General features: G+C 72.5%; 2 protein-coding genes. Both read right to left on the bottom strand.

Going from position 1 to position 20,683, the window contains the following annotated elements; genetic code table 11:
* Window positions 1-72 precede the first annotated feature (72 nt).
* Window positions 73-1,302, bottom strand: a complete 1,230-nt coding sequence (locus ACQEU1_RS06615; RefSeq protein WP_433197303.1) for an MFS transporter — start codon at window positions 1,300-1,302, stop codon at window positions 73-75.
* Window positions 1,299-20,672, bottom strand: coding sequence for a non-ribosomal peptide synthase/polyketide synthase (locus tag ACQEU1_RS06620; protein WP_433197305.1), 19,374 nt, complete (start codon window positions 20,670-20,672; stop codon window positions 1,299-1,301). The genes ACQEU1_RS06615 and ACQEU1_RS06620 overlap by 4 nt, the downstream gene beginning before the upstream one ends.
* Between the last annotated feature and the right edge of the window lie 11 nt (window positions 20,673-20,683).

Genomic DNA, 20,683 nt, shown 5'->3' on the forward strand with positions numbered 1-20,683 from the left:
GTGGAACGCCCAAAGAGCCTCTTCTTCCTGCGAAGCCAGGAGCGCTCCACCGCGATCGGCCGACGCCTTCGCTCACCCGCTTTCGTGCTGCGGGCCTGGCTGTTCGCGGGAGAACCTCCGCAGCGTCGGGTTCGCGGTGGCGTAGAGGGTCAGCAGGCCGGCTCCCGCTGCGCACGTGAGGATCGCCTGCGAGGGTGTCAGGAACTCCACGAGCAGGCCGCCCGCCGCCGGTCCGGCCACCGCCGCGACGCCCAGCGCCACGCCCATCACGCTGCTCAGGCGGCCGCGCAGCTCGTCCGGGGTGAGCAGCAGCTGGTACGTGGTGATGGTGGTGTTCGCGGTGGGGGCCAGGAACGCGGCGGCGGCGAACAGGACGCCTGTCGGGAGTCCCGGTCGTACGAACAGGGCCAGCGGGATCAGGGCGGTGATCGCCCAGAACACGCCGACGATGGCTCGGTGCGGGCGGAGGACCCGGTGCAGCCGCGGGGCCGCGAGGGAGCCGAGGATTCCTCCCGCGCCGAGCATCGCGCCCATGATGCCGATCTGGCCGGCGGGAACGCCCTCCTGGTGCGCGATGGCGATCATCAGCAGGTAGAAGGCCTGGAAGAACAGGTTGAGGCCGACCGCGCAGAAGGCGACCACCCGCACCACCGGCTGGGTCCACATCCAGCGGAGGCCTTCGCCGATCTCGTGGTGGAACCGGCTGACGGGCGCCGGTTCCCTCTCTCGTGCGGGGACGCGGATGAACAGCAGCGACAGGAACGTCGCCAGGTGGGTCACGGCCTCCACCGCGAACGGCAGCCAGCGCGCCAGGCCGAACAGCGCGCCTCCCAGTGCCGTGCCGGAGAGCTGGCCGAGGTAGCCGCGGGCGGCGTTCATCGCGACGGCGTCCGGAAGTTGTTCCTCCGGCACGATCGCGGGCAGAGCGGCGTCCTCTGCGGGCTCTGACAGCGACCGGCAGATCCCGAGCACGACCACCACCAGCACCACGTGCGGCACGCCCACGACGTGCCACCACAGGCCCAGCACCAGCAGCCCCACCGCCAGCGCCTGGATCGCCTCGCAGACCAGCATCACCGTCCTGCGGTTCCACCGGTCGACCAGGGCTCCGGCGGGCAGCCCGACGACGAGCTGCGTGGCGGCGGCGACGCCGAGCACGAGGCCGGAGGCCGCCGCCGAGTCGGTCAGCGTGAGCACCAGCAGGGGCAACGCGATGATCGACGCGCTGGTGCCCGCCTCGGAGAGCGCCTGGCCGACCCACAGCAGGCGGTAGTCGCGGTTGCGCGACAACGACGTCGTCACCGGTCACCCCGGCAGTCCGCGGCGATGCCACGCAGCGCGTCGAGGAAGTGCTCCGCGACCCGCCGCACGGTGGCCTCCTCGTGCCGGTCCGGCTGGTAGTGCCAGGTGAAGCGGAGCTCGCCCGCCGCGACGCCGCCGACCACCTCGAGCAGGTGCGGCCCGCGATCGGTCGGGTCGCCGTCCTGTCCGACCGGGTCGAGGACCGTCCGGTACAGGCCGTCGCCGGCATCGTCGGCGGTGCTGCCGGACTGGCCCAGGTAGTTGAACGCGATCTGCGGACCTGGTGCGGTCAGCCGGTTCCGCACCTCGGGTGTGCCCAGGTACCGCAGCGCCCCGAACCCGAAACCGTTGCCCGGCACCGTGCGCAGCTGCCGGCGCACGGTCTTGACCAGGTCGCGCCACGGGGCACCGTCGTCCGGCAGGGTGAGCCGGACCGGGTAGAGGGTGGTGAACCACCCCACCGTGCGGGACAGGTCGGCGCCGAGCACGTCCTCGCGGCCGTGGCCCTCCATGTCGAGCGACACCGTCCGCTGCCCGGTGAAGCGGGCGAGGGCCAGTGCCAGCGCGGCGAGCAGGACGTCGTTGATCCTGGTGCGGTAGGCGGTGGGGGCGTCGTGCAGCAACGCGTCGGTGTCCGAGGCGTCCAGCACCACCCGCACCTCGGCGGCGGGCGTGCCCGGGACCGGCTGCTCGTGGTCCGCGGGCAGCGGGGCCACGTCGAGCGCCGACGCCCAGTGGTCCACCTCGTGGTCCAGGGCTCCTCCGGCGACGTGCCGCGCCAGACCGTCCGCCCAGTCGCGGAACGAGGTGGACTTGGCGCCCAGGTCCACCGTCTCGCCGCGGGCGGCCTGCCGGTAGGCGGTGTCCAGGTCGTCCAGGAGGATCCGCCACGACACGCCGTCCACCACGAGGTGGTGCACGGTCAGGAACAGCAGCGGCGCCTTGTCCGCGTGGAACAGCACGACCCGGTACAACGGTCCCGCGGCGAGGTCGAAGCCCGCGTGGGCCTCGTCGGCGATCTTCACCAGGTGGACGTGCCGTTCCTGCTCGCCGATCGAGGTGAGGTCGTGCCGTTCCAGCACGACTCCCTGGCCGACAGGGGCGTTGTGCTGCCGCCACTGGTCGTCCTCGTGCACGAACCTCATGCGCAGCGCGTCGTGATGGGCCACCACGGCGGCCAGCGCGGTCTCCAGCGCGCCTTCGTCCACATCGGACCCCAGCTCCAGCAGCATCGACTGGGTGAAGTGGTGCGGCGCGACCGTGCGCGTGCCGAAGAACCACTGCTGGATCGGGGTGAGCGGCACGTCACCGACGACCTCGGCCGTGGACACCGGCTCGGTGTCGATCTCGGTGACGAACGGCGCCAGCGCCTCGATCGTCTGGTTGCGGAACAACGACTTCGTCGTCAGGGCCAGCCCCGCCTTCCTGGCGCGGGACACCACCTGGATCACCAGGATCGAGTCACCGCCGAGCTCGAAGAAGTTGTCCCGCACCCCGACGCGATCGGCACCCAGCACGGCCGCCCACACGTCCGTGAGCACTTTCTCCACGGGCGTGCTCGGCGGCACGTGACGTGATTCGCTGCCGGTGGCCGGATCCGGGACCGGCAACGCCGCCCGGTCCAGCTTGCCGTTGGGGGTCACCGGCAGGACCTGCAACGGCACGAAGGCCGACGGCACCATGTACGACGGCAGGCGGTCGGCGAGGAACGTGCGCAGCTCGGCGGCGTCAACGTCGGCGACGAAGTACGCGGCCAGGCGAGTCTGCCCCTCCTTCCTGGCCACCACGGCGGCCGCGGTCACCCGCGGATGGCTCAGCAGCGCTGACTCGACCTCGCCCGGCTCGACGCGGTGACCGCGGATCTTGACCTGGTCGTCGATGCGGCCGAGGTACTCGACCACGCCGTCCCCACGCCTGCGGACGAGGTCGCCGGAGCGGTACATCCGCTCCCCCGGCGCACCGAACGGGCACGCCACGAAGAGCCCCGCCGTGAGCCCCGGCCTGCCGAGATAACCGCGCGCGAGGCCGGCGCCCGCGATGCACAACTCGCCGGGCACCCCGAGCGGAACCGGCCGCAGCAGCTCGTCGACGACGTAGAGCCGCGTGTTCCAGGCCGGGTGGCCGATCGGGACGGGGCCGGGTTCCAGCGGCACACCGGGTTCGACGCGGTGCTCCATGCAACCGACGGTCGTCTCGGTCGGCCCGTACTCGTTGATCACGGTCGCCGCCGGGTTCTCCCGCCGCCACTCGTCCACCGGCGCGCTCAGCAGCTGCTCGCCGCCGACCACCAGGTCCCCGGACGGCGACAGCGCGGCCGGGACGGTGCCCAGCAGCGGCAGGTGGCTCGGCGTGGCCTTGAGGAAGGTCGCCTGTCCCAACGGGACCGCGTCCTCGTCCAGGTCGCTCACGAGGATGCGGCCGCCGGTCAGCAGCGGCCCGAACAGGGTCGTGACGGTGAGGTCGAACGAGACCGGCGAGTGCAGCACCGCGGCGCCGCGCAGGCCGGGGTAGACCTCGGTGGCCCAGGTCAGGTAGTTGACCACGGACCGGTGCTCGACGACGACGCCCTTGGGACGGCCGGTCGACCCGGACGTGTAGATCACGTACGCCGGGTCGAGAGGTGTCCGGCCGGCGACCGCGGGGTTGTCGACACGCCCGTCGGCCACGCGCACCAGGTCCGGGCCGTCCAGCACCAGGACCGGCCGCGCGTCGTCGAGCACGAACGCGACCCGGTCGGCGGGCTGGTCCGGTTCGAGCGGCACGTACGCGGCACCGGTCTTGAGCACCGCCAGCACGGCCACCAGCAGGTCGGCGGAGCGCCGCAGGGAGATCGCCACGTGCTCGCCGGGGCCGACGCCCCGCGCGATCAGCGCGTGGGCCGTCCGGTTGGCACGGGCGTTCAGGTCCGCGTAGGTCAGGGACGTGCCGGCGTCGACCACCGCGATCGCGTCGGGCGTCCTGGCCACCTGGGCCTCGACCAGGTCCGTGATCGTGGCGTCCGGCACGGCGTGAGCAGTGTGGTTCCACGCGTGCAGGACGTGGTGCTCCTCCTCGACGTCCATCAGCGGCTGGTCGGCGAGCGGCCGGTCGGGGTCGGCGACGACGCCCGCGAGCAGCACCCGCAGGTGCTCGGCCATCCGCTCGGCGGTCGAGGCGTCGAACAGGTCGGTGCTGTAGTTGACCGCCGCGTGCAACGCGTCGTCGGCCTCCTGGAACTCCCAGGTCAGGTCGAAGTTGGCCGCCACAGCGGGCAGCGGCAGGTCCTCGACGCGCAGGCCAGGCAGGTCCGGCGCGGGCTCCGGGGTGTTCTGCAGGATCACCATCGTCTGGAACAGCGGGGTGCGACTGGTGTCGCGTTCGGGCCGCAGCTCGTCCACCACGCGTTCGAACGGCACGTCCTGGTGGGCGAACGCGTCCAGCGTGGTGTCGCGGACCTCGCCGAGGAACTCGCGGAACGACCGACCACCGTCCACTGTGGAACGCAGCGTCACGGTGTTGACGAAGAACCCGACCAGGCCCTCCAGCTCCGCGCGGTCGCGGCCCGACGTCACGGTGCCCACCGCGATGTCGTCCTGCCGCGACCAGCGGGCGAACAGCACCTGGCACGCGGCGACCAGTGCCATGAACAGGGTGCCGTCCTGCCTGCGCGCCAAGGCCTTCAGCCCGTCCGACACCTCGGCGGGGACGGTGAACAGGTGCACCGCGCCCCGGTTGGCGCGGACGGCGGGCCGGGGCCGGTCGGCCGGCAGTTCCAGCGGCGTGGCACCGGTGAGGCGATCTCGCCAGAACGCCAGCTGCTCGTCCAGCACCGGCCCGGCCACCCGCTGCCGTTGCCACACGGCGTAGTCCGCGTACTGGATCGGCAGGTCGGGCAGCTCGCCACCGCGGTAGAGCCGGGTCAGCTCGGCGGTCAGCACGCCGTTGGACCAGCCGTCGGTGACGATGTGGTGCGCCTGCAGGAGAAGGACGTGGTCGTCCTCGGCGACGCGCAGCAGCGACGGACGCAGCAGCGGGCCCCTGGCGAGGTCGAACGGCCGGGCGCACTCCCGTTCCAGCACCTCCGGCAACTCGTTCTCGGTCACGTCCAGCACGGGGACCTCGACGGGCCGCGGCGGGTGCACCACCTGCACTCCGTGCCCGTCGACGGTCTCGAAGGTCGTGCGCAACGACTCGTGCCGCGCGACGAGCGCGGTCAGCGCGGTGCTCAGGGCGTGCACGTCCAGCTGCCCGCGCAGCCTCAGCAGCGACGGGGACAGGTAGTCGGTGCTCTCCGGTTCGAACTGGTCGAGGAACCACAGGCGCTGCTGGGCGAAGGACAACGGCAACGCAGCCTCGCGCGGTGCGCGCGGGATGACCTCGTACTCCTCCTGCCCCGCACCGATCTCCTGGACCAGCCGGGCGACCGTGGGCGAGGTGAACAGCACCCGCGGCGACACCGGCGCGTCCAGTTCGGCGCGCAGCCGGGACACGACCCGGATGCTCAGGATGGAATCACCTCCCAGCTCGAAGAAGTTGTCGTCGAGCCCGACGCGCGGCACGCCCAGCACGTCGGCCCAGATGCGGCAGACCCGCTCCTCGGCCGGGGTGCGGGGAGCGCGGTAGGCCGAGTCGTCGGCCCGCAGGTCAGGGGCGGGCAGGGCGCGGCGGTCGACCTTTCCGTTGGAGTTCAACGGAATCTGGTCCAGGGTGACGAACGCCGAGGGCACGAGGTAGTCGGGCAGGCGTTCGGCCAGCCACGTCCGCAGGTCCGCGGCCGCGCCTGTGGTCACGTACGCGACGAGCCGCTGGTGACCGTCGTCCTCCCTGGCGACGACAACGGCTTCGCGCACGTCGGGATGCCGGGTCAGGACCGCCTCGACCTCGCCCGGTTCGACCCGGAAACCGCGGATCTTCACCTGGTCGTCGGTGCGCCCCAGGTACTCCAGCATGCCGTCCGGAGTCCAGCGCGCCCGGTCCCCGGTGCGGTACATGCGTTCACCCGGCTCGCCGAACGGATCGGCCACGAACCGGTCCGCGGTCAGCCCCGGCCGGCCGAGGTAACCGCGGGCGACCTGGACACCGGCCAGGTGCAGCTCTCCCGGCACGCCGACGGGGACCGGCCGCAGGTTCGCGTCCAGCACGTAGGCCCGCGTGTTGAGCAGCGGACGGCCTACCACCACAGGGGAATCAGACGTGACGCGACACGAGACCGCGTCCACTGTGGACTCCGTCGGTCCGTAGAAGTTGTGGACCGCCGTACCGGGAACGTCGGCCAGCCGCCGCGACAGCGCCTCGCCGATCGCCTCTCCGCCCAGCATCAGCACCTTCGGCCGGTGCTCGCCGTCCAGCAGTCCGGCGTCCACCAGCTGCCCCGCGTAGGACGGGGTCAGGTCCAGGAAGTCGATCCGCCGGTCCACGACGTAGTCCACCAGCGCGGGCGGGTCGAGCCGGACGTCCTCGTCGAGCACGTGCAGCTCGTGGCCGTCCGCCATCAGCACGACGCCTTCCAGCGACGTGTCGAACGAGAACACCGCCGACAACGCCACTCGCAACCGTTCTCCGCCGGCGAAGTCCTCGCGGTGGTTCACCAGCAGGTTCACCAGACTGCGGTGCTCGACCAGCACGCCCTTCGGAGTTCCCGTGGAACCGGACGTGTAGATCAGGTACGCCGCGTGGTCCGGCCGCACCGGCGGCAGGTTCGCGGAGTCCTGGTCGTCGGACGGCGGCAGTGAGCCGCGCACGACCAGCACCGGACCGGCGTCCCGCAGCAGGAACTCGACGCGATCAGCGGGCAGCGAAGGATCGACCGGCAGGTACACACCACCGGCCTTCCAGATCGCCAGCAACGCCACCACGAACTCCACCGACCGCGGCAGTGCCAACGCCACCACCCGCTCCGGTCCGACACCTGAGGCAACGAACACCCGAGCCAGCCGGTTCGCCCACGCGTTCAACTCCGCGAACGACAACGACCTGTCCCCCACCACCAACGCGACGGCGTCCGAGTGCGCGTGCTTCTCGAACACCTCGATGACGGACCGCTCCGCCACTTCCCCGTCCGTGGCGTTCCACTCCACGACCACCTGGTGACGCTCGTCCGCCGTCATCAGCGGCAACTGCGCGAGCGACCGGCCGGGATCGGCCGCCACCTCCTCCAGCAGCAGCACGAGGTGCGCGGCGAGGCGCTCGACCGTGGCGGGCTCGAACAGGCGCGGGTCGTAGTCCAGCTCGAGCCGCAGCCGGTCGCCGAGGTTGGCGCTGAGGGCGAGCGGGAAGCTCGTGGTGTCGTCGCCCTCGACGTCGAGCACCCGCACGCCCTGCTCGGCGTCGAGCAGCTCGTCCACCGGGTAGTTCTCGAACACCACCGCGCTGTCGAACAACGACGACCCCGCGGGCACGTCGCTGAACGACCTCAGCTCCGCCAGCGACACGAAGTCGAACCGCCGCGACTCCAGCTGCGCCGCCTGCACCTCGCGCAACCACGGCAACACGGAGGCGTGCGGGTCGACGCGGACACGGGTCGGCACGGTGTTGATGAACATGCCGATCATCGCTCCGACCCCCGGTAGTTCCTCCGGCCGGCCGGACACCGTCGTGCCGAACACCACGTCGGACTCGCCGCTGTGGTGCGACAACAGCAACGCCCACATGCCTTGCACGATCGTGTTGGCCGTCAGCCCGGCGCCGCGGGCGACCCGGTTCAGGTCGGCCGACCGCGCGTCGTCCAGTTCACAGTGGACGGACGCGCTGGACTCGGCCCGGTGCGCCTCGACCGGCGGCCGGTCCCACGGCAGCGGTGTCGGCGACTCGACGCCGGCCAGCACCTGCCGCCAGTGCCGTTCGGCCGCCCCGGTGTCCTGCCCGGCCAGCCACCGCAGGTAGTCGCGGAACGGCCGGCGGGACACGAGCTCAGGCTCCTCCCCGCGCACGAGGGCCGCGTACTGCGCGCAGATCTCCGCCAGCACCTGGGCGAAGCTCCACCCGTCCAGCAGGATGTGGTGCGCGGTCCAGAACAGCGCGACCTCGTCGTCGGTCAGCCTGGCGATCGCGAGGCGCAGCAACGGCGGCGTGGTGAGGTCGAGCTCGTCGTCGTGCCCGGCCTGCCTGTCCTCGGCGGGAAGGCGCCGCCAGTCGTGCCGGACGATCGGGACGTCGACCCGGTGACGCACGACCTGGACCGGCGCCTCGACGCCTTCCCACACCACCGCACCGCGCAGCACCGGCGTGCGGTGCACCACGCGACGGCACGCCTCGGCCAGCGCGTCCGGGTCGGACACCCCGGCCAGCCGCAGCCGGAACCGGTTCGAGTACGCCGTGGAGGTGTCGTCCACCAGCGTGTGGAACAGCATCCCCGTCTGCAACGGGGTCAGCGGGTAGATGTCCTCGACCTCGTCCCCGGCCAGGCGGTCCACGCCCGCCTGGTCCAGGTGCGCCAGCGGGAAGTCCGACGGCGTGCGGCCACCCGCGCCCGGCTCGGCGCAGTGCGCCACGATCTCCGCCAGCGCGCGCACCACGGCGTCGGCCACGGTCCGCACAGTCGACTCGTCGTGCACGTTCTCGGAGTAGTGCCAGGACAACACGAGCTCGCCGTCCTCCACGCCGCCGACCACCTCGAGCAGGAACGAGCGGGTGCTCGCCGGGTCCGCGTCGGCCACCGGGCTGTCGAGCCGCGCCCGCACCAGGCCTTCGCCGGACGCCGCCCCGTCCCAGCGGCCGTGGTAGTTGAAGCTGACCGGCGGCAGCGCGGTGCCGGCGAGACCGGACGTCAGCTGACGCAGGGCCTCGAAGCCGAAACCCCGGCCCGGCACGGCCCGCAGCTGTTCCTTCACCGACTTGAGCACCGTTCCCCAGTCACCGGACGGCACGGTGAGCGCGACCGGGTACTGCGTGGTGAACCACCCGACGGTGCGTGAGATGTCGACGCCGTCGAGGACGTCCTCACGGCCGTGGCCCTCCATCGTGACCGCCACGCGGTCGTTTCCGGTCCACGTGGACAACGCCCGGCCGAGCGCGCTCAGCAGGACGTCGTTGACCTGCGTGCGGTAGACGTCCGGCACGTGGTGCAGGAACGCGTCGGTGCGTTCGCGGTCCAGCCGCACGGACACCACACGAGTCGAGCCCGCCGTGTTGGGTCCGGCGTGGTCGACGGGCAGGTCCGGGACGTCGAGCGCCTCGCTCCAGTGCGGCAGCTCGGCGTCGAACGCGCCCGACCGCACGTGCTCGGCGAGCCGGTGCGCCCACTGCGTGAACCGGGTGCCGACGGGCGCCGGTTCCGGCCGCTGTCCCGCAACGGCCCGGCGGTAGGCGGTCTCCAGGTCTTCCAGCAGGATCCGCCAGGACACCCCGTCCACGACGAGGTGGTGGACGACCAGGAGAAGTCGCCTGCGGGAGAACAACAACGCGCGCATCACCTGGCCGCGACCGATGTCCAGACCGGCGTCCGCCGAGTCCACATCGGACAGGTCGTGCTCCTCCAGCACGACCTCGGCGGCAGTGGCCTCCTGAACCCAGCCACCGTCCACCCGCGTGAACCGGGTGCGCAGGCCCTCGTGGTGCGCCACGAGGGCGTCCAGTGCCCGTGCCAGGGCCGCCGGGTCGACGTCCTCGGCCAGCTCCAGGTAGGACGACATGGTGAAGTGGTGCGGGTTCCCGGGTTCGGAGTCGAGGTACCAGCGCTGGATCGGCGTGAGCGGCGCGGGTCCGGCGATCTCCGGCGCCGCGGCGGCGGCACCGCGCGTGCGCACGACCGTGGCCAGCTCGGCGATCGTCTGGTGGGTGAACACGTCCTTGGTGGCCAGCTCCAGTCCGGCCTGGCGGGACCGGGACACGATCTGGATGCTCAGGATCGAGTCGCCGCCGAGGCTGAAGAAGTTGTCGTGCACGCCGACCCGGTCCACGCGCAGCGCGTCGGCCCAGATCCGCGCCAGTTCCCGTTCCACCGGCGTGCGCGGTGCCACGTAACCCCGTTCGGCTCCGGCCCGCGCGTCGGGTTCCGGCAGGGCACGGCGGTCCACCTTGCCGCTGTCGGTCGTGGGCAGCTCGTCGAGCACCACGAACAGCGACGGCACCAGGTGGTCCGGCAGCAGTCGCTTCAGCCCGGCCCGCAGGTCGTCCGGCGCGGCCGTGCCCACGACGTAGCCCACGAGGCGGTGCGTGCCGGGTTCGACCTCGCGGGCCACGACCACGGCCTGCGTCACGCCGGGCAGGCCGAGCAGCACGGCCTCGACCTCGCCCGGCTCGACGCGGTAGCCGCGGATCTTGACCTGGTCGTCCGCACGGCCCTGGTACTCCAGCACCCCGTCGGCGGTCCACCGGGCGAGGTCGCCGGTCCGGTACATCCGGCTGCCGGGCTCCCCGAACGGGTCCGCGACGAACCGGTCCGCGGTCAGGCCAGGCCGGTGCAGGTAGCCGCGGGTCACCTGGGCTCCCGCCACGTGCAGCTCGCCGGGCACGCCGATCGGCTGCGGCCGCAGTCCGTCGTCGAGCACGTAGGCGCGCAGCCCGCGGCCCGGCGTGCCGATCGCCGGTCGTCCACGGCCGGTGATCTCCGTCCACACCGAGTCCACAGTGCACTCGGTGGGGCCGTACAGGTTGACCCCGGTGACCCTGTCGGTCTCGGCCAGTACCCGCCACAGCGCCTCGCCGATCGCCTCACCCCCCAGCGCGATCATGCGCGGCCGGTGCCGTCCGGGAGCCAGGATCCCTTCGGGCAGCAGCTGCTGGAAGTAGGACGGCGTGCAGCTCAGGAAGTCGATCCGGTGCCGCACGACGTGCTCGGCCACGGCGCGCGGGTCCAGCCGGACGGACTCGTCGAGCAGGTGCAGCTCGTGCCCCGCGGCGAGCAGGAGCAGGCCCTCCCAGGACGCGTCGAAGGTGTAGGCGGCCGTGGCGATGCCGCGCAACCGGGTCCCGTCGCCGGGCAGCAACCGGGCGTGGTGGTCGGCGACGAGCGCGGCGAGGTTGCGGTGCTCGACCACGACGCCCTTGGGACGACCGGTCGAGCCGGACGTGTAGATCACGTACGCCGGGTGTTCCGGTCGCAGCGGAGCCATCCGGTCGGCGTCGGACGGGTCGGTCACGGGCAGCGCGGGATCGTCCGGCCGCAGCCCTTCCGGGGTCAGCACGAGCTCCGGTCGCGCGTCCTCCAACAGGAACGCGATCCGCTCCGCCGGGTGGGCCGGGTCGACCGGCAGGTAGGCGCCACCTGCCTTGAGCACGCCCAGGACGGCGCACACCAGGTCCGCCGACGCGGGCAACGCCAGGGCGACCACCGATTCCGGTCCGACGCCTTGGGCGATCAGGTGGTGGGCGATCCGGTTGGCACGCGCGTTCACCTCGGCGAAGGTCCACGACCGGGCACCGTCGACCAGTGCCGTGGCGTCAGGCGTGCGCGCGGCCTGGGCCTGGAACACCTCGTGGTAGGCCGGTTCCGGGCCACCGACGCCCGTGTCGTTGCAGTCGTGCAGCACGAACCGCAGCTCGTCGTCGCTGAGCAACGGCAGCCCGGCCACCGCGCGGCCGGGGTCGGCGGTGGCGCCCGCGAGCAACGTGCCGAGGTGCGCGACCATTCGTTCGGCGGTGGCGGTGTCGAAGAGCGCGGTGTCGTAGGTCAGCACCGCCTCCAGGTGGTCGCCGGCCTCCTGGAACTGGAACGACACGTCGAAGCTCGCCGCGACCGACGGCGGCGGCAGCTCCTCGACCTGGAGACCACGCAGCCGCGGTCCGTCGCCGGGCGTGTTCTGCAGCACGACCATCGCCTGGAACAACGGGGTGCGACTGGGATCGCGCTCCGGCTGCACCGCGTCCACGACCTGCTCGAACGGAACGTCCTGGTGGGCGAAGGCGTCCAGCACGGTCTCGCGGACCCGGTCCAGCAGGTGCCCGAAACCCTCGTGCGGATCGACGTCGGAGCGCAGCACCAGGGTGTTGACGAAGAACCCGACCAAGCCCTCCAGCTCCGTGCGGTCACGGCCGGAGACGACCGTGCCGACGGCGACGTCGCGCTGCCCCGACCAGCGGGCGAACAGCGCCTGGCACACCGCGACGAGCGCCATGAACAGGGTGCCGTCGTGGTGGCGTGCCAGGGCTTTGAGCCGGCCGGTGACCTCGGCCGGCACCTGGAACTCCACCAGCGCGCCCTGCCTGCCCCTGGTCGCCGGGCGGGCCCGGTCGGCGGGCAGCTCCAGCGGGCGCACCCCGGCGAGCGCCTGCCGCCAGTGCGCCAGGTGCTCCTCCAGCGCCTCCTCGGTCGCCGACTCTCGTTGCCACACGGCGAAGTCCGCGTACTGCACGGGCAGGTCGGGCAGCGTCGCGCCGCCCTCGTAGCAGGCGCCCAGCTCGTCGAGCAGCACGCCGTTGGACCAGCCGTCGGTGACGATGTGGTGCAGCACCAGCGAAAGGACGTGGTCGTCCTCGCCCAGCCGGGCCAGCAGCACCCGCAGCAGCGGGCCGCGGCGCAGGTCGAACGGTGTGGTGGTCTCCCTCGTCAGAACCCGCGGCAGCTCCTGCTCGGTCACGTCGAGCACCGGAACCTCGACCCGGTGGGGCGGGTGGACGACCTGCACGCCGTGTCCGTCGACGGTGTCGAAGGTGGTGCGCAACGACTCGTGGCGCGCGACCAGCGCGGTCAGCGCGGTCTCGAGCGCGCCGACGTCCAGCGGGCCGCGCAGCCGCAGGATCGACGGCGTCAGGTACTCGACGCCGCCGGGCTCGAACTCGTCCAGGAACCACAGGCGCTGCTGGGCGAACGACAGCGGCAGGACGTTCTCCCGCGACGCCACGGGGATGTCGGCCAGCCGTGCGCCCGCCGACGCGGAGACCAGCTCGGCGATCCCGGCGACGGTCGGGTGGGAGAACAGGGCGCGCGGGGACATCTCCACGTCGAACCCGGCGCGCAACCGGGAGATCACCCGGATGCTGAGGATCGAGTCGCCACCGAGGTCGAAGAAGTTGTCCGTCACGCCGATCGCCGGCACGCCCAGCACCTCCGACCAGATGTCGGCCACCTTCCGCTCCGCCTCCGTGCGCGGTACGACGTGATCGGCGCGGTCGCCGCCGAAGTCGGGGGCGGGCAGCGCGCGGCGGTCGACCTTTCCGTTGGTGTTCAACGGAATCGCGTCCAGGGTGACGAACGCCGAGGGCACCAGGTAGTCGGGCAGGCGCTCGGCCAGCCACGACCGCAGGTCCACGTCCGCACCGGTCGTGACGTAGGCGACGAGCCGCTGGTGACCGCCGTCCTGCCGCGCCACCACCACGGCCTCGCGAACGTCGGGGTGCCCGGTCAGGACCGCCTCGACCTCGCCCGGCTCGACCCGGAAACCGCGGATCTTGACCTGGTCGTCGGTGCGCCCCAGGTACTCCACCGTGCCGTCCGGCGTCCAGCGCGCCCGGTCCCCGGTGCGGTACATGCGTTCACCCGGCCCGCCGAACGGATCGGCGAGGAACCGGTCCGCGGTCAGGCCTGGCCGGCCGAGGTAACCGCGGGCGACCTGGACACCGGCCAGGTACAACTCGCCCGGCACTCCGACGGGTGCGGGGCGCAGGTGTTCGTCCAGCACGTACGCCCGCACGTTGCGCAGCGGCCGTCCCACCACCGGCCGGCCGGCACCGGTGATCCGGCACGACAGGGCGTCCACTGTGGACTCGGTCGGGCCGTAGAAGTTGTAGCTCCTGGTGCCGGGCGTGGCGGCCAGCCGTCGCCACAGGTCGTCGGCGATCGCCTCGCCGCCCAGCATCAGCACCTCCGGCCGGTGCTCGCCGTCCAGCAATCCCGCCTCCAGGAGCTGGCGCGCGTAGGACGGGGTCAGGTCGAGGAAGCCGATCTGCCGCTCGGTCACGTAACGGACGAGCGCGGGTGGATCCAGCCGCACCTCGTCGTCGAGGACGTGCAGCTCGTGGCCGTCGGCCATCAGCACGATGCCTTCGAGCGACGTGTCGAACGAGAAGACCGCGGACAACGCCGCCCGCAACCGTTCTCCGGCAACGAAGTCCTCGCGGTGGTTCACCAGCAGGTTCACCAGACTGCGATGCTCGACCAGCACACCCTTCGGCTTGCCGGTCGAGCCGGACGTGTAGATCACGTAGGCGGCGTGGTCCGGCCGCACCGGCGCCAGGTCGTCCGCGTCGTGGCCGTCGACGCCGGGCAGGTCCCGCACCACCAGCACCGGGTCGGCGTCGCTCAGCAGGAACTCGACACGGTCTTCGGGCAGTGAGGGGTCGACCGGCAGGTAGACGCCACCGGCCTTCCAGATCGCCAGCAACGCCACCACGAACTCCACCGAGCGCGGCAACGCCAACGCCACCAGCCGCTCCGGCCCCACCCCCGACGCGACGAACTCCCGGGCCACCCGGTTCGCCCACGCGTTCAGCTCCGCGAACGACAACGACCTGTCCCCCACCACCAACGCGACGGCGTCCGGCGTCGACCGGGCCCGTTCCTGGAACACGTCGATGATCGTCGCGTCCGGCACCTCGCCGTCCGTGGCGTTCCACTCCACGAGCACGCGGTGCCGTTCGTCCTCCGTCAGCAGCGCAGGCTCGGTCTCCTCGGCGATCGAGTTGACCACCAGCACCAGGCGGTCCGCGAGGCGTCGTGCCGTGCCGGCGTCGAACAGGTGCGGGTCGTAGGCGAGGTCGAGGCGCAGCCGTTCGTCGAGCACGGCGCTCAGGGTCAGCGCGAACGTGGTCGTGTCCCGCGCCCGCGTCTCGGTCGCCCGGATGCCACCGACCTCGGCGACGTCGTTGAGCGGGTAGTTCTCGAACACCACGGCGCTGTCGAACAACGACGACCCCGCGGGCACGTCGCTGAACGACCGCAGCTCCGCCAGCGACACGAAGTCGAACCGCCGCGACTCCAGCTGCGCCGCCTGGACCTCGCGCAGCCAGGCGATGACGTCGGCGTCGTCGCGCACGACGACCCGTGCGGGCACGGTGTTGATGAACAGGCCGACGATCTGCTCCACGCCGGGGAGGTCGCCGGGGCGGCCGGAGACCGTGGTGCCGAACACGACGTCGGACTCGCCGCTGTGCCGCGCCAGCAACAGCGCCCACGCTCCCTGGACCACGGTGTTGACCGTGAGGCCGTGGCGGCGGGCGGTGTGGCGCAGCCGGTCGGTCTGCTCGGCGGTGAGGGCCACCGGCACGGTCGTCGAGGACTCGGTGGCGTGGTCGCGTCCAGGTGAACGGTCGTAGGGCAGCGCGGTGGGAGAGGAGAAACCTGCGAGCACGCCCCGCCAGTGACGTTCGGCCTCGGACCGGTCCTGCGCGTCCAGCCAGCGCAGGTAGTCGCGGAACGGCCGCCGGGTGACGACCTCCGGCGCGCGTCCGGCGGTGATCGCCCGGTAGAGCTCGCACACCTCGGCGAACACCTGCGCGAGGCTCCACCCGTCCAGCAGCACGTGGTGGAACGTCCACACGAGCACGACCTCGTCGCCGGACAGCCGGGCCAGGTCGATCCGCATCAGCGGCGCCTGCCGCAGGTCGAGCCGCGCGGCGTCCGGTTCCCAGTCCTCTTCGGACAGTCCACGCAGGTCGTGGTGCGCGACGGGCAGGTCCACGCGGGAACGGATGACCTGCACCGGCCGGTCGACGCCCTCCCACTCGAGGGCGCCGCGCAGCACCGGCGTGCGGTCCACGACCCGTTGCCAGGCCTCGCCCAGCGCGCGCGGGTCGTCCACCCCGGTCAACCGGAGCCGCACCTGGTCGAAGTACGCCGTGGACGACGGGTCCGCCAGGCCGTGGAACAGCATGCCCTCCTGCAACGGCGTCAGCGGGTAGACGTCCTCCACGTCCCTGCCGTCGCCGGCGAGGCGATCCACCGCCGCCTGGTCCAGCCGTGCCAGTGGGAAGTCCGACGGCGTGCGACCACCGGCGTCCGGTGCCGCGCAGTGAGCCACGATCTCGGACAGACCGGCCAGCACGGCGTCGGCCACGGCGCGCACGGTCGGCTCGTCGTGCACCTGCCCGGAGTACAGCCAGGTGAGCTCCAGCTCGCCGTCCTGCACCAGGCCCACGACGTCGATCAGGTGCGCGCGGGTGTTGCCGGGCGCGGTGTCCTGGCCGATCGGGGCGCAGCGGGCCCGGTAGAGCCCGTCGTCCTGCGCGGCCACGTCCCACTGACCGTGGTAGTTGAAGGTGATCGCCGGGTACGGGTCGTCGCGCAGGACGTCCGAGGAGCCGAGGTAGCGCAACGCCCCGTAGCTCTGGCCGCGGCGGGGTAGCGCGCGCAGCTGCTCCTTGACCGACTTCAGCACGTCGCCCCATCCGCCGGCGGGCACGTGCAGCGCGAGGGGGAACTGGCTGGTGAACCAGCCGACCGTGCGCGAGACGTCGAGGTCGTCGGGGACGTCCTCGCGCCCGTGCCCCTCCAGTCCGACGAGCACGCGGTCGCGGCCGGTCCAGCCGGCCAGCGCCCGGCCGAGCGCGCTGAGCAGGACGTCGTTGACCTGCGTGCGGTAGACCGCCGGCACGTGGTGCAGCACCGCGTCGGTGTCGGCGCGTCCGAGCCGGACGGTCACGGACCGCACGTCCTGCGCCGGGTCACCGCCCTCGTGGTCCACCGGCAGCTCCGCGACCGCCGACGAGGCGAAACCGGTCCAGTGCACGAGGTCCGCGTCCAGTTCGCCCGCGCTCACCCGGTCGGCGAGGCGACGCGCCCACGTGCCGAACGCGGTGGTCACCGGCTCCAGCTCCACGGGTTCGCCTCGCGTCACCTGGTGGTAGGCGGTGTCGAGGTCGTCGAGCAGCACCCGCCAGGACACGCCGTCCACGACGAGGTGGTGCACGCTCAGGAACAACCGAGAACGGCCTGCGCCGAGCCGGAACAGCAGGGCCCGCACGAGGGAGCCCTCGCCGAGGTCGAGGCTCGACTGCGCGGCGAGCGCCTCGGCGTGCGCGGCCTCCTCGCGGGCCGCTTCCCCGAGCGAGGACAGGTCGCACACCCGCAGCACGCCCGTCGGCGCGGTCGGCGCCAGGTCCTGGCTCCACCGGTCGTCGACACGGGTGAACCGGGCACGCAACGCGTCGTGGTGCGCCACGACCGCGTCCAGTGCCGTCGCGAGCGCCTGCTCGTCGACGTCCGGGGCGAGCTCGACGTGCGTGGACATCGTGAAGTGGTGCGGGCTCGGGGGCGCGCTGTCGAAGAACCACTCCTGGATCGGTGTCAGCGGAGCGGGTCCCGCGGCCGGGGCGTCCGGCGCGGGGGCCTCGACCTCCGTGACGACCGCCGCCAGCTCCGCGATGGTGGGGTGCAGGAACACGTCCTTGGACGACAGCCGCACTCCGGCCCGGCGGGCGCGGGCGACGAGCTGGATGCTGAGGATGGAGTCGCCGCCCAGCTCGAAGAAGTCGTCCTCGATCCCGACCCGGTCGACGCGCAGCACCTCGGCCCAGACTCGCGCCAGCTCCCGTTCCACGGGGCTGGTGGGCTCGACGTGCCGCGTGCCTTCCGGCCGCGCGTCCGGTGCGGGCAGGGCTCGCCGGTCGACCTTCCCGTTGCCGCTCAACGGAAGCGCGTCCAGCACGACGAACGCCGACGGCACCATGTAGTCAGGCAGTTCGCGCTTGAGCCACGTGCGCAGCTCGGCGTGGTCCGTCTCCGCCGTCACCACGAGATAGGCCACCAACCTCTTGAGGCCATTCTCGGTGCGGGCGACGGTGATCGCCTGGGTGACCGCGGGGTGCCGCACGAGCAGGGCGTCGATCTCCCCCGTCTCGACCCGGAATCCCCTGATCTTGACCTGGTCGTCGGTGCGGCCGACGAACTCCAGCGTGCCGTCCGCGCGCCACCGGGCGACGTCACCGGTGCGGTACATGCGGAAACCGGGCGAGCCGAACGGGTTGGGCAGGAATCGTTCCGCGGTCAGGCCGGACGCGCCGAGGTACCCGCGCGCCAGGCCGGCGCCCGCGAGGAACAGCTCGCCCGGCACCCCCACGGGCACCGGCCGCAGTCCCCCGTCCAGCACGTACGCCGCCATGCCGTCCAGCGGGCGTCCGATGGGGATCACGTCGGGCACGCCGGCCGTCATCGGGAACGACGTGGCGAACGTCGTCGTCTCGGTCGGGCCGTACCCGTCGACCACGGTCAGCCCCGGGCACGCGTCGAGCACACCGCGCACGGCCGCGGCGGGGACGACGTCACCGCCCGTCCACACCTGCCACAGCCCGGCGAAGGCCTGCGGTGCCTCCTGGGCGATCAGCCGGAAGAGCCCGGCGGTCAGCCAGATGGAGGTCACACCGTGCGCGGTGACGGCGTGTTTGATCGTGTCCGCGTCCACGTCACCGGGTGGCGCGACGACGACCTCGTGGCCGCGCAGCAACGGAACCCAGAGCTCGTAGGTGGAGGCGTCGAACGCCGGCGGCGAGTGCAGCAGCACGCGTTCGTGCGCGCCGCCGTCGAAGCGGGAGTCCAGCACCAGCGCCACCACGTCGCCGTGCCGCACGGCGACGCCCTTGGGTTCCCCGGTGGAACCCGAGGTGTACATGACGTAGGCGAGCTGGCCGGGGCGCATCACCACACCGGGATCGGCCGCGCCGGGGTCGGCGTCGCCGAGCACCACGACCTGTCCGTTGTGGACGGATCGGGCGAGTGCCTCGTTGGCCGGATCGGTGACGACCACGCCCACCCCGGACGTGGAGAGCACCTTCCGCAGGCGCGCGGCCGGTGCGCGACCGTCCAGCGGCAGGTACGCCCCGCCCGCCTTCGCCACGGCCAGTTCGGCGACGACCAGGCCGCCGGAGCGCTCCACGAGCAGTCCCACCGGGTCCTCCGGCGCGACGCCGAGGTCGATCAACCTGTGCGCGAGGCCGTTCGCGCGGGAGTCCAGGTCGGCGTAGGTGAGGACCACGTCACCCTCGATCACCGCCGGAGCACCGGGCATCCGGCTCGCCTGCGCGGCGAACAGGCCGGGGATCGTGCCCTCGAACACCGCTCCGCAGGGATCGTTCCAGCCGGTCAGCACCTGCTCGATCTCCGCGTCCGACATCCACGGCAGCTCCCCGAGCGGCCGGTGCGGATCGGCCGCCACGCCGCTCAGCAGCCGCACGAGGTGGTCGGCGAACCGGGTGATAGTGGTGGCGTCGAACAGGTCGGTGTTGTACTCCACCAGGCCTTCCAGCAAGCCGTCGCGTTCCTGGAACTCGATGGTCAGGTCGAAGATCGCGGCGCGCCGGGACAGGCCGACCCGTTCGACCTCCAGGCCAGGGAGCGCGGGCGGGGTGCGTTCGGCGTTCTGCAGCAGCACCATGACGTCGAACAGCGGGTTGCGGCTGACGTCGCGGTTCTGGTGCAGGGCGTCGACCAGGTGTTCCAGGGGCACCTCGTCGTGCGCGAACGCGTCCTTGACGGTGTCCTTGACCTGATCCAGGAACGCGGTGAAGGCGGCCGAGCCGTCCACTGTGGAGCGGAGCACGACGGTGTTGACGAAGAACCCGACCAGCCGTTCCAGGCCGGGCCGGTCGCGTCCGGTCGTCACGGTGCCCACGGCGACGTCGTCCTGCCCGGCGTACCGGGCCAGCAGCGCCTGGCAGCCGGCCAGCAGCACGGACAACAGGATCGTGCCGCGCTCGTGCGCCAGCTCGCGCAACGCCGTGGTGACCTCGGCGGGGACGGTGAACGCGTGCGCCGCCCCGGCGCTGGTGCGCACCGCGGGCCGGGGCCGGTCGGTGGGCAGCTCCAGCGGGGCGACGCCGGTCAGCCGCCGGGTCCAGTGGTCGAGCTGGCCGCGCATCGCGTCACCGGACAGCCGTTCGCGTTGCCAGGCGGCGAAGTCGGCGTACTGGATCGGCAGGTCGGGCAGCGCCGCCTGCCGCCCGTCCACCGCCGCGCCGTACAGCTCCCCCAGCTCCTCGGTGAGCACGCCCATCGACCAGCCGTCGGTGACGACGTGGTGCACGGTCAGCAGCAGCACGTGCTCGTCCGCGCCGAGCCGCACGAGCAGCGCCCGCACCAGCGGACCGCGTCGCAGGTCGAACGGGCGGGAGTACTCCTCGGTCAGCAGGTCGTCCAGTGCGTGGCGCTCGGGCAGGTCCACCACCGGCAGGGCGGGCTCGAACGCCGGGTGCACGACCTGCACGCCGACGCCGTCCGCCTCGTCGAGTGTGGTGCGCAACGACTCGTGCCGCGCCACCAGCCCGGTCAGCGCGGCTCTCAGCGCGGTCACGTCGAGCCGTCCGGTGAGGCGCAGCGGCAACGCGCTGTTGTAGCCCGACCCGCCGGGCTGGAAGCGGTCGAGGAACCACAGGCGTTGCTGCGGGAACGACAACGGCAGCGGCTTGTCCCGGTCGGCGCGCGGGATGGCGCCTGCCTGGCTGGACCGGCCAGAGAGACGGCGGCGCATCTGTTCCCGCAGGTGTGCGGGCAGCGCGGCGATCCGGTCCTCCATCGACGACGACATGGTGTGGTTTC

Origin of the sequence: Lentzea sp. CA-135723, from assembly GCF_050936595.1 — a bacterium.
Classification (GTDB): Bacteria; Actinomycetota; Actinomycetes; order Mycobacteriales; family Pseudonocardiaceae; genus Lentzea.